At 34.9% G+C, this 13245-nt stretch carries 10 protein-coding genes; 7 read left to right on the forward strand and 3 right to left on the reverse strand.

Annotation, left to right across the window (positions count from 1 at the left end; translation table 11 throughout):
• Positions 1-4: 4 nt before the first annotated feature.
• The 5 genes from N4270_RS11460 to N4270_RS11480 are packed head-to-tail and all read left to right on the forward strand — an operon-like array spanning position 5 to position 4492.
• On the forward strand, positions 5-379 hold the full coding sequence (locus N4270_RS11460) for a response regulator (RefSeq protein WP_260097291.1): 375 nt from the start codon (positions 5-7) through the stop codon (positions 377-379).
• Entirely contained in the window at positions 376-1419 is a 1044-nt protein-coding gene (locus tag N4270_RS11465; RefSeq protein ID WP_260097292.1) for an adenylate/guanylate cyclase domain-containing response regulator, read from the forward strand. Before N4270_RS11460 ends, N4270_RS11465 begins: the two co-directional genes overlap by 4 nt.
• Positions 1420-1436: 17 nt before the next feature.
• Complete coding sequence (locus N4270_RS11470) at positions 1437-1982, forward strand: Pycsar system effector family protein (protein ID WP_260097294.1); 546 nt, start codon at positions 1437-1439, stop codon at positions 1980-1982.
• A 20-nt stretch (positions 1983-2002) separates the two neighbouring features.
• Positions 2003-3154, forward strand: a complete 1152-nt coding sequence (locus N4270_RS11475) for a CBM9 family sugar-binding protein (RefSeq protein WP_260097296.1) — start codon at positions 2003-2005, stop codon at positions 3152-3154.
• A gap of 6 nt (positions 3155-3160) precedes the next feature.
• Positions 3161-4492 carry a M28 family metallopeptidase gene (locus N4270_RS11480; RefSeq protein WP_260097298.1) on the forward strand — a complete coding sequence of 444 codons (1332 nt, stop codon included), beginning with the start codon at positions 3161-3163 and terminating at the stop codon, positions 4490-4492.
• 68 nt (positions 4493-4560) lie between these two features.
• Here the strand turns inward: N4270_RS11480 and N4270_RS11485 are convergent, their stop codons facing one another.
• Positions 4561-5370, reverse strand: coding sequence for a T9SS type A sorting domain-containing protein (locus N4270_RS11485; RefSeq protein ID WP_260097300.1), 810 nt, complete (start codon positions 5368-5370; stop codon positions 4561-4563).
• A gap of 422 nt (positions 5371-5792) precedes the next feature.
• Positions 5793-9989, reverse strand: a complete 4197-nt coding sequence (locus tag N4270_RS11490) for a LamG-like jellyroll fold domain-containing protein (protein ID WP_260097301.1) — start codon at positions 9987-9989, stop codon at positions 5793-5795.
• Positions 9990-10539: 550 nt separating this feature from the next.
• Between N4270_RS11490 and N4270_RS11495 the strand changes: the two genes are divergently transcribed.
• The gene (locus N4270_RS11495; protein ID WP_260097303.1) at positions 10540-11103 is read left to right on the forward strand and encodes a YdeI family protein; all 564 of its coding nucleotides are present in this window, start codon (positions 10540-10542) and stop codon (positions 11101-11103) included.
• 76 nt (positions 11104-11179) lie between these two features.
• Positions 11180-11731 carry a PepSY-associated TM helix domain-containing protein gene (locus N4270_RS11500; protein ID WP_260097305.1) on the forward strand — a complete coding sequence of 184 codons (552 nt, stop codon included), beginning with the start codon at positions 11180-11182 and terminating at the stop codon, positions 11729-11731.
• A gap of 20 nt (positions 11732-11751) precedes the next feature.
• Here the strand turns inward: N4270_RS11500 and N4270_RS11505 are convergent, their stop codons facing one another.
• A complete protein-coding gene (locus N4270_RS11505) occupies positions 11752-13218 on the reverse strand; it encodes a sigma 54-interacting transcriptional regulator (RefSeq protein WP_260097307.1) in 1467 nt (488 codons plus the stop codon).
• Positions 13219-13245: the final 27 nt, after the last annotated feature.

A 13245-nucleotide genomic window follows, 5' to 3' on the forward strand; every position in this document is an offset into this window, starting at 1 on the left:
CACAATGAAAATATTAGTAGTAGATGACGAACAAGATGTAAAAACATTGTTTCTTCAGCGCTTCAGAAAAGAAATAAGAAAAGAAGAACTAGAATTTATGTTTGCTTTTTCGGGAGAAGAAGCATTAGAAACGTTAAGATCCATAGAACAAGAAGCCGTATTAATTCTATCTGATATTAATATGCCTGGTATGAGCGGACTCCAACTTTTAGAAAAAATAAAGAAAGATTTTGTTGCTCCACCTCCAGTGGTGATGATGGTTACAGCTTATGGTGATGATGAAAATTACAACACCGCAAAAGCACTTGGTGCTGATGATTTTTTAACAAAACCAGTAGATTTTAAATTATTAAAAGAAAAACTAACACAAAATATATGATGTCAAAAATATTAGTAGTTGATGATGAGGCCGATTTAGAAGTTTTGATCAAACAAAAATTCCGAAAAAAAATTCGTGATAAAGAATACGAGTTTCTTTTTGCTGAAAACGGTCGTCACGCTTTAGAAAAACTAAATGAAGATCCTGATGTCGATATTGTATTAAGTGACATCAATATGCCAGAAATGGATGGCTTGACCTTATTAACCAAACTAAATGAATTAAGTCCGCTCATTAAGTCAGTCATCGTATCGGCTTATGGCGACATGGAAAACATAAGAACGGCCATGAATAGAGGAGCTTTCGACTTTATTACTAAACCCATCAATTTTGAAGATTTAACGCTTACGATGGAAAAAACCTTAAAGCATGCGCAGCATATTAAGGAAACACTACAAGCCATTAAAGAGAACAATATTCTGAAAATGTATGTCGATGAAAATGTGCTTAGCTTTATGGGTAATCGCGAGTACGAATCTACCATCATGGCAAACGAGACTATTGAGGCCACTGTTGTTTTTATTGATATTTGCGGATTTACTAAAATTAGTGAAAATGCTGAAGCCGATAGGGTTGTTAAATTAGTGAATGCCTACTTTGATGAAATGGTCAAAGAAATCATGCAACATAAAGGTTATATTGATAAGTTTATTGGTGATGCTATTATGGCTGTTTTTAGAGGCGAATATCATTTAGATCGCGCCATTGATGCAGCTTTAGCTGTTTGCGAAAAAATAAATAACATGCCAAATATTGAAGGAGATTTAGATTATAAACCAAAAGTATCTATCGGGATTAAAAGTGGCGAAATGATTTCAGGAAATATAGGATCTGTTAGTCTGAAACGTTTAGATTATACAGTCATTGGAGATACTGTTAATACGGCTGCGCGATTACAAGATGCCGCCAAAGAAAACCAAATTATTATTTCTGAAGATTGTTATAATCAAGTTAAGGAATCTTTTAAATGTGAAAAAGTAGGTAGTATCAACTTAAAGAACAAAGCAAATCCACTGACTATTTATCAAGTCATTGAATAAGTCATAAATCTATTAAAATGGGAAAAAACAGCACCTTAAAGAACAAACACACCGATGATTTAGTTGATCATTATTGGGGAACTATTAGCTATTTAACGAGCCTTATCAAAGCATCCGAACTTAAAGCAGGTTTGATTCTGTCCTTTTACGGTATACTCTTAAATTTTATTTATCAAGGCACCGAAAGTTTCTCAGACCAATTAAGCAACGACATCTATTTATATATTTTAATAGGCGCTTGGGCTTGTTGTACTGTAGCTTCTATCTTTTTTTGTATTCGTTGTTTCATTCCAAGAATTGAAGGCAAGTTTTCTAAAAACATGTTTTTCTTTAAAGACATCATTTCAAAATTTGGTGATGTCGAAGAGTTTTCAAAAACATTCTTAAAAATGAGCCAAGATGAAGACCAATTGTTCTTGCAATTAGGCGAACAAATCTTTATCATTTCAAAAATATCAGATTGGAAATTTAAAAACGTTAAACGTGCCATTCGCCTTTTGGCTATCGGACTCATTATATTGTTTATAACAGGTTTGTACCATTTTCTTTTTATCTTGAGCTAGTAAAACTTGAAACCTAGCAAATGAAATTATTCCTACTCTTATTAGTCGCATTTACATTAAACAGTAATGCGCAAGACACCAAAAGATTAGAACCTAAACTAGAAAACATCGCTTGGATAGCAGGACAATGGAAAGGGGAAGCTTTTGGCGGACAAACAGAAGAAAACTGGAGCGAACCTTCCGGAGGCTCGATGATGGCGACATTCAAGCTGATTAATGAAGGTAAAGTATCCTTTTATGAAATCATTATCATTCGTGAAGTTGAAAACAGCTTAGTGCTTCAGCTAAAACATTTTGATAACGATTTAAAAGGCTGGGAAACTAAAAATGAAACCGTCGATTTTCCGTTGATAAAAATAACACCTCATCAAGTGCTTTTTGAAGGCATGAGTTTTGAAAAAATAAGTGACACCGAAATGAATGTTAATGTCGACATTAAAAATGACAATGATGAGATAGAAATAGTGACTTTTAATTACAAGAAACAAGTCAAAACTCCCAAAATTGTGAATCATCTAATTTCCGTCAAAAAAGCAAAAACGAAACCAATTATTGATGGGATTGCTAATGATGAAATCTGGTCTAACAATTTATGGCTTCCCTTAGATGAATTATGGCTGGGAGACACTTATTCGAAGGATGATTTTTCAGGGCGTTATAAATTAGCTTGGGCAGAGGATGCCTTATATCTGCTAGCTGAAATAAAGGATGATGTATTATTAGATAAAAACACGAATCCTCTTGAAGCCTGGTGGGACGACGATTGTTTAGAAATTTTTGTAGATGAAGATAACAGTGGCGGCGAGCATCAATACAATCATAATGCCTTTGCCTATCATATTGCTCTGGATGGAAATGTAGTGGATATGTCTACTTCTAAGGAAGGTAAATTATACAATTCGCATATTAAATCTCAAAGAGTTACCAAAGGAAACACCTCGGTTTGGGAAGTAAAAATCTCATTATTTGATGACTCTTATAATGAGCATACTGAAAATTCGCCAACCCAGCTATATCCTGGTAAAATTGTTGGCTTTGCTTTAGCTTACTGCGATAACGACACGAGTGAAGAACGCGAAAACTTTATTGGTTCGATACAAGTACCAGGTGACGATAAAAACAGAGGCTGGATTGATGCTAATATTTTTGGAACTTTAAAACTTATAAATTAAACTCAAATGAAAGCTATTCTATCTCTTTTTATTTTACTTTTTTCTGTAACCGCTTTATCCCAAACCCAGCAGAATATATATGATATTATAGATGCCGTTTCCGAAGAACGATTGCGACAAGATGTAAAAACACTTACCGAATTTGGTACCCGAAATACGTTTAGCGACACCGTGAGTAACACACGCGGCATTGGTGCTGCTCGCCGTTGGATTAAAAATGAATTTGAAACCATTTCTAAAGCTTGTCAAAATTGCTTAGAGGTGTTTTACCAGAAAGATTTTGTGACAAAAGAAGGAAATCGTCGTGTACCTCATGATGCTTGGGTGGTTAATGTTGTGGCAATTCAAAAAGGTACAAAATATCCAAATCGGTATATCATTATGAGTGGTGATATTGATTCGCGTGCAAGTGATACTATGGATTTCACAACCGATGCTCCAGGTGCTAACGATAATGCTTCTGGTATGGCCGGAACTATTGAAGCTGCAAGAGTGTTGTCAAACTATGAATTTGAAAGTAGTATTATTTATGTGGGTTTATCTGGTGAAGAACAAGGCTTATTTGGTGGTGCTGGTTTAGCCAAATATGCCAAAGAAAAAGGCTGGGACATTATAGGAGTTTTAAACAACGATATGATTGGAAATATCGAAGGTGTTGATGGTGTGATTGATAATCGTACGTTTAGAATTTTCTCGGAGCCTGTTCCGCCTACTGAAACGGAACGCCAACGAAATGCAAGACGTTTTTATGGTGGCGAAGTTGACGGGATCTCACGCCAGTTAGCACGATATGTTCATAAATCGGTAAAAACCTATATGCCCGAAATGAATCCGATGATGATTTACCGTTTAGATCGTTTTGGACGTGGCGGACATCACAGACCGTTTAACGATTTGGGATTTGCAGGTATCAGAATTATGGAAGCACACGAAAATTACACCCAACAACATCAAGATATTCGCACTGAAGATGGCATCCATTATGGCGACACCTTTGAACATGTTAATTTTGGATATGTCAAAAAACTTACTGCTGTAAATGCTTTAAATATGGCTAGCTTGGCCTGGGCACCTCCTGCTCCAACTACAGTAGCTATTGGCGGTATTGTTGAAGCATCAGCAAAATTAAAATGGGAGGCTGTTGATGGTGCAGCCAATTATAAAATATACTGGAGATCTACGACATCTCCTACTTGGGATCACAGTCGATTGGTTGGCAATACAACCGAATTCACTTTAGAAGGTATTGTGATTGATAACTTCTATTTTGGTGTAGCAGCAGTTGATGAGGACGGGTTTGAAAGCGTTGTGGTTTTTCCAAATCAAATCCTGAGGTAAGATTAAACCAAACAAAAAAAGACTGTTCGAAAACAGCCTTTTTGGTTAACATGAATTTATGTAACTAACTAATTAACTAAAATCTTTTTTGAAGTAATTCCTGTTTCAGACTTGATAATTACGATATAGGTACCAGTCGTCATTCTATTTGCTTCAATTCGTATTTCATTGTTTGAACTAGCATTGTTGTTTTTATACACGGTTTGACCAAGTATTGAATAAACATTAATCGCTTCAATTTTAGAATTTGAATGATTTAAAACTTTAATTTGGTCTGAAGCGACATCAAACAAAATATCAATAGATTTTTCTTGAGTATTAAATTCCGTAGTTCCTAAAGTATCGTGTTGCTTGAAAGTAATTTCAAAACGATCTGTATATTGACCAGCAGTTAGGTTAACTTGGTAAGCTCCTTCTTTGATGTTATGAAAAACTCCTAAATCTTTATCATGAACAAAAATATTCATAGTACTAGGAATGTTATCTAACTTATCAATTGCGATAAAATGCAATCCGTTTGAATTGGTGTGAATCCCAATTGGCATAATCGTTCCTTCATTAAATTCAGCAATACCTTGGTTTAAAAATTTACCTTGATCAATCATCCAAAACATATCATCTTCTTGAATAGTTTCTAAAGATTCATCAAAATCAGAATCATAACCAGCAGTTGCATTGTCATCAGCAATCACCACTATTTTTCTAGTAAATGAATTAGCTGAATCAAACTTTAATCTAATTTTCATTGTCGTGTCTCCAGAATCAGAATCACTTTGCGGGTTTACTGCAAAAACATTATACGAACTAAAGTTTAAACAGATTAATAAAATGGAAACCATTTTAAATGTAGGCAATTTTAAAAATGTAATTTTTTTCATAATAATAGGTTTTTTTATGGTGCGAACACCATGGCTTAGTTAATTCTCTTGTTAAAAAATAAATGTTGTATTACATGGGGCTAATCAAATAATACGTTGAGGGAGAATACTTTGCTATTATGAAAAGTATTTGGATTAATAGTGATATAAAAGATGTATAAGCATACATTTGAATCACATTCCAAATTTAAAGTGAAGTGCCTCGAAACAGGCATATAGTCGATAAGGTGAATTAAATACTCGTTATGGGGATTAAAAATGCAGAAAATACCGATAAAAGCACCCAAGCCACCACCTAAGACACTGATTTAAAAGACACTAACATTATACACCTTTGATTTATTAATAAGTGGAAAGGCATTAAAAACGAAAAGGCTACCCGTTAAGGCAGCCTTTAAGTTGACATAAAATTAAAAAACTAACTAATTAACTATAATTTTATTTGAGAAACCACCTGATTCGGTTTCTACTTTTACGATATAAGCACCAGCACTTAATGTTTTAGTCTCAATTTTGTATTCACTGTTGGTTATTGATTCATCGGTCATAAATACAGATTGTCCTAAAATGGTAAACATTTCTATACGATCTATACCTAAGTGTTTAGGATTCGAAATCACAACAGCTTCATTAGTACTATCAAAAAAGATCTGTAACGCATCTTCGTCGGCTTGAGTTGACTCCACACTTAAAGTGGAGTTTTGACTAAATACGATTTCAAAACGATTTAAGTAAACACCAGATACGGCATTAAATGCATACTCGCCTTCTTTAAGATTGTGAAAGATGTCTAATTCCATATCATGCAAATAGATTTCCATAGCATTAGGAATGTTTTCTGTTTTATCTAGTGAAATTTTATTCTCTCCTGCTGAATCCATATTAACACCTAAAGGAAGTTTGGTATCAATATTAAATGCATTCACGCCTTGAATAACATATTTCCCTTCCGCAATTAACCAGTACATATCATCTGCTTGGTTATCATATAAAGATGCGTCATAACCCCAATCATATCCCATCGTCGCATTGTCGTCTGCTGTCACTAAGATTTTTCGGGTATAGGTATTTACTGAATTAAATTTTAAACCAATTTTCATTCGGGTATCTACTTCTTCTTCCTCGGCATCTCCAATGGCTTGTGAAGAACTACTATTTCGCATAAAGGTTGAATTTCCTGAAGCTTCGGTCTTGAATACTCGCTGACTGTTATTAAACTTTATAGTTCCCGTATTTTCACCCACAACAAAAAATCCTTGTCCGACAGGAATGTATCGTCCAGGTAATTTTGTTCCTATCAAACTACTTTGATCCACATCAGGATCAGCAGTACCATAAGCTACCGCTGGAACAGCTCCTGCTAAATTATAGGTCGCATAACCTCCTTGATATTCGGCTAACACATGAGAACCGCCTCCCCAATGTTCCCAGAAATAAAGGGTTCCGGTAGTATTTCCTGGCGCATCGATAGTAGGAGCGTTATCTTGTATAAATGCATGTGCATCTATGGCAGAAGCATAAGGATTTCCTACTAAATAATCGTTTCCTGCATTAATTGGTAGTGTGATACTTCCATTATTTGGTTTTCCTTTAATGGTATAGTTTTGCTCTAATGACACATTACCAGAGGTATTTGCAACACCTTTCATTGTAAACCCTTCTCCAGCATTAATTGATCCATTACTTCTTACATGTTGCCATGCTGAATAATCTCCATCGGGTTGATTAGCGAATTTCCAAATCCAGTAATCAGCAATACCAATAGGTGAACCTGAAGTCCCATTATAATTATTGGTAATAAAATTAATATTTTGTGGTGAAGATGGATTGGTACCATCTTTAAACATAGAGCTTAAACTATAACTCGTGTTGTTTACAGTGACACTTGCATTACCAACTGGTGACGACCAGTAGTTATAGGTGTATAAATCTCTTGTACCTTGTTGGTCTTTTTCTAATGTACCAGAACTTGTGACTGCTAAATCACTATCTTCCAGTTGAATTAATTGTGACTCTCCTTGCAAATCAATATCGCCATTCAACTGTAAATAATGCGTAATCGTTAAGCCATATCCTGTTTTTGTAGAATTATCTCCAGTCACAGTAATCTTGTTAGAATTCACCAATAAGGCTAGTAACGATCTGTTTTCAGAATCTAAAGAACTATTATCCATTGTTAAATTATGACTGGTTTCAACAATATTCCAATCGACAGATTGTGTTGAATTTACAATAGACTTTGCTCCTGGAATGGGTTGAATACTTCCATTTTTCCAACTCGATTTTGTATCCCAATTACCATTTTGTGTAGATACATAAGGCAAAGGTGCGGTTTGTATGTCAATTCGGCTATTAGGCGTATTATACATTCTACCATTTATAGAAGTCTGTGATGATTTATTGAATAAACAATTACCTCTTACATGTGAAAATGGTAAGTACAACTGTAAGCCACTCCATGGTATGGATACAATATCATTTTTTGTTGGTGTAATTCCTTTCAAATTAAAATAAGCTCCTGAAACCTTGTTTGATGAATTTTCAATCTCTTGATTCATGATAAAACGTAGCTGGTCTTCCGATAATTTGGTATTAAATAGCCTTACTTCGTCAATATCTCCAGAAAAATATCTTCCCGGTGTATCTCCTGAAGCTCCAATAAGCAATGGGTTGTTAGAAGATGCTGGTGGTGATTTTAATTCAGATTTAGCAGCAACACCATCAATATAAAGCGTAAGTCTTGAACCATCATAAATAGCAGCAACTTGATGCCATTCATTTTCTGGTATGATAGTACTAGATTGAATAGATTCATAAAGACCTAAAGCATTTCTCCAGGTCATTAATAATCGACCTGCATTGTTTAATTTAAAGTCAAATCCCTGGCTGTTTCCATTATTACGTTTTCCTATAATTGACCGACCCAAAGCATTTGCGTCTCTTTTGATCCAAGCTGAAATTGTAAAACCAGACGGATTTAAATCAAAATTATTTTCGAGGTCAACATAAGTAGAGCTTCCATCAAAATTAAAATGATAGGAACTATTTAATTCTTCCAGATTAGCCAAAGTGAAATAATCGCCATCTTCGAGATTCAAGCCTGTAAACGTCATAGTTTTAGTACTTGAATTATAAGATCCTACAATATTTTTATAATTGGTTAGATTGCTGTTTTTTGAAATAATCAACTCTAAATCAGAACTTCCGGAAATAGACCACTGACTCAAATCAAAATCCAAGCGTATGGTTCCAACATCATTAGAACTTTCTCTGGCTTTCCATATTCTACCAATTGTTGATGCAACCCTTTCAGGCACATTGGCAGATTGAAGACTTATTTGAACACCATTGTTTCCTACTAATAAATAATCTCTGTCATTTGATATGGAACCAGACTCGTCTTCCATAGTCAATACCGAAGTTTCCTTTGTAATTTGTGCAACGTGAACACTCTTTGATTTTAATTGTAATAATCCTGAATCATCATCCCTTGCTATTCCGAAGACATTATAACCAAAGCCAGCATTATCAGACCCCGTCCAAGCATAGGTATTATTTGATAACACATAGTCGTTACTGGTTCCTGAATATCCAAATGTTGTGGTATGATTTGGCGAGTTTTCCCATCGGTAGTATTCATCATTATAACCAAGGGTAATCCCATATTTAATAGCCATGTAGGTTTCTACTTTTTGTCGTTCCATTGCTGTTAAAGCTCTGTCATAAACTATAATTTCTGCAACTCTACCTTGAAGTAAGTTACCAACATCTGTATTGTTAGAATTTCTTCTACCTCCAATCAAAACATCCATATTAGTGGTTTCACCGGTTCCAAAACCAGCATCACCATCTGTATACGTTGTTAAGGGATCGAGATAGCCATTAACGTATTTTTTAATTTTTCCGGTCGCTTCATTTGGGTCATTTGCTAATGAAGCGCCATTGATATCGACCACCAAAGACGAAATTTTTGGATCGTTTCTCGCATGTGTTATTCCGTAGTTAATACCACTATTAGGATCACCTTGACCAGTTCCTGCTGTTCTCGCTAAAGTGTAATGAACCACACGGTCACGATCGCCGAGCCATAATTGATAACTTCTACTACTATTTGTAGCACGAGATAATATGGTTCCTGCACCACTTTGATCGGTTAAAAAAGCCGCAAAAATAGACATGCTTGACGGATTTGTAATACCAGGATCTGGAGACGGTGTAATATCTAAACCTGAACCTGCAATAGATGCAGTTGCTATCTTCATATATTCTCCACCACTTCTAGTAAACCTTAAAGCAGGATTAAAATTAATGGCATTCGTAAGATATGTAGGACCATTTGAGGAGCCTTTCACAACATTAAATGAATTTCCAGAATTATCACCCCAACTATTAACACGTTGATTATTTGTAGTTGTACTTGTAGAAGCATCGGCTTTCATCCAAAGTTGTAATTGATTGCCCACACTTCCTGGTGAAACGGGTACTACAACTACAGCGGTTGATGGAGCGGGTTGAGACGTATCTTGTGCAAATACAGCAATCGTATTAAACACTAAAAAGAAGATTAGTACAATTAATTTTGTAACCTCTGGTCTTCCAAAATTGTTAATCGTTTTCATAATAATAGTTTTTTATTGATGTGTCGCATCAATTGTTAAGTAATCTCTCCCTTACTTGTTTATTTTAATTATGTATTTCAAATATTGCACCTAGACTAACACATACTAATTTTAGCTACAATGAGGGAGGATACTTTCTATTATGAAAAGTATTTTGGATTAATTTCGATATTGAAAAAATATTATGAAAGTAGGATACCAGTTTAAGGTATACGTCTATATCAAATTTCAGGAATTTCTGTGATGACACAGATTTGAAAGTGTTCGACATAACGTTACAGCAATTGCTGCTTAAAATAGGTATTTTTGTTTCATAGGCTTGGGGCCAAATATTTCATTGTATGATTTAGGGTACAATGTCAATATCTTTGTAAAATTATACTTACAGTAAACAAACATACTTAAATTATCGATTAAACGCATAATATATTCGACGAAATACACAAAAAAGATAATATTATCGTTTAAACACACTATTCATAAAAGTAAAAAAGCAACTGTTAGCACAAAAATATCATTAACATTGTAATCATTAATCATTCAAATCTATATGGAACATTACTTTAAAACGGATACGGAATGGAGAGCATGGCTTCACAAAAACCATGACAGTTCAACAGGTATTTATTTAATTTTTTATAAAGTTGAAAATAAGGAAACATCGATGCGTTGGGAAGAAGCTGTTAAAGTAGCATTATGTTATGGATGGATCGATTCTACTGTTAAAAGCTTAGGGGAAGGTAAACGCAAACAATATTTTTGTCCGAGAAAGCCTAAAAGCGTCTGGAGCGCTTTAAATAAAAAGCATTTAATTGATCTTAAAAAGAATAACTTAATGCATGAAAGCGGACTCAAATCGATTCAGATTGCTAAACAAAACGGCAGTTGGACCGCTCTTGATGCTGTTGAAAAAGGGATTATTCCTGAGGCCTTACAAATTGCTTTTGACCAACATCCTGAGGCCTTTGAAAATTTTAACAACTTTGCGCCTTCCTATAGAAAAAGTTATCTCTATTGGTTGAATCAAGCGAAACGAGAAACGACACGTGAAAAGAGAATTTCAGAAATTATTAAACTCTGTAATGCCAATATTAAAAGCAGGTCGACTTGGTAATCTTGATTTTTGTATTAACGTCTCCTTAAGAGATTATTAGTAGCAAATGTTTTAGATTCGTAGTTTGTATCGTACGATGAAAAATAAATCCTTAGCAAAATCTACACGTTGGTATCGCAAATCACATCGCTTGGTTGCTATTCCTTTATTACTATTTATTGTCGTAATGAGTGTTACTGGTCTGCTCTTAACCTGGAAAGACCAATTAGGGTTTAAACCTTCAGCAGCTCAAATAGAATCGAATGAAAGACCTTTAATCTCCTTAGCTAACATTGAACAGAATGCCATAGCTTATATAGACAGTTTAAAACTATCCACCGATATCAACAGAATAGATTACAGACCAAAAAAAGGGATTGCAAAAGTTAGATTTGAAGACCATTTCACCGAACTGCAAATCGATTGTTATACAGGTACTGTTATTTCAGAAAAAACAAGAACTGCCGATCTTATTGAAATGATACATGATGGTTCTATTGTTGATTATGTATTCAATGCTGAAGGCAACCCAATAAAGTTATTTTATTCTACGCTTATTTCATTAGGCTTGATGTTTCTTGCATTTAGCGGATTTTGGTTGTGGATAAAACCCAAACAAATAAGAAAAAACAAAGCCAAAACGTCTTAAATCAACCCCTTGATTTTTAACTATAAACCACTGATATAACTGCCATAAGGATCTTTAAACTGAAGCCCTTCCGTGAAACGGTATTTACTTAATTGTTTAAATTCTACTAAAGCCCAGAGCACAAATTCTTTTACAAAATAGCTTTCTTCAGGTTTTAAATTGGGCTGATATTCGCCTAGCAAATCATCTAATGGTGACACTGCATCTAACAACGCCTTATAGGCTTTATCTCTTGAATCGTCCAGAAGTTCAAATCCGTCTTGCTGATTAAAAAACCAGGACACAATCGCATCATAAGGCGTTTCTTCATCGTCTTTTTTCAGCTTTTCTATCTTCGGAAAAAATTCTGGAAACAAACTCTTTACGGCTTCACCAATCAAGTTATAAGCTACCATAGCAGCACCTTCTTGTTCGCCTTCGTAAACCAGCTCGACTTTTCCTGTAATGGAAGGAATAATCCCAACAAAATCACTCAATCGCACTGTCGTTTTAGCATCTCCAGATATTAAAGCTCGACGCTCGGCTGTACTTAGTAAATTCTCCAAAGCCGTAATACTTAAGCGGGCGCTGACACCACTTTTTGCATCAATATATTCGCTTTCACGAGCTTCAAAAACAATTTGTTCTAATAGATCTCTGGCTAAATCAGGAACCATAACCATTGCGTTCTGGCTCTCAACTAATTTTGCTTCTTGTGCAGTAATTAATTTGGCGGTTTCAATATCGATAGGATAATGGGTTAAAATCTGACTACCAATCCTATCTTTTAGAGGTGTAACGATGCTACCTCTGTTGGTATAATCTTCAGGGTTTGCCGTAAATACAAATTGCACATCTAAAGGCAAACGTAACTTGAACCCACGAATTTGAATATCACCTTCTTGTAAAATATTAAATAAAGCCACTTGAATTCTTGCCTGTAAATCGGGAAGTTCATTAATAACAAAAATGCAACGATTAGCTCTCGGAATCATCCCATAATGAATCACACGGTCATCGGCATAACTCAGTTTTAAATTAGCGGCTTTAATGGGATCAACATCACCAATTAAATCAGCAACAGTTACATCGGGAGTTGCTAATTTTTCGGCAAAACGCTCGCTTCTGTGTAACCATGCTATTGGTGTACCATCTCCTTTTTCCGCAAGTAATTCGGTAGCAAAGCGTGATATAGGTTGAAACGGGTCGTCATTAATTTCGGAACCTGCGACATACGGAATATAATCATCCAACAAATTCAGCATCAAACGTGCCAAGCGTGTTTTTGCTTGTCCGCGAAGTCCTAACAAATTAATATTGTGTCGCGACAAAATCGCACGTTCTAATTCTGGAATAACTGTATTTTCATAACCATGAACACCCTCAAAAGCGGTTTCATTATTTTTTATTTTCGCTATTAAATTATCACGCAGCTCATCTTTTATAGATTTTGGCTGATATCCTGAGTCTTTGAGTTCTCCAAAGGTTTTTATTGTTTCTATGTTCATGTTTTAATACCTATCTAGTTTATATTT

Origin of the sequence: Psychroserpens sp. SPM9 (genome assembly GCF_025153525.1) — a bacterium.
Taxonomy (GTDB): Bacteria; Bacteroidota; Bacteroidia; order Flavobacteriales; family Flavobacteriaceae; genus Psychroserpens.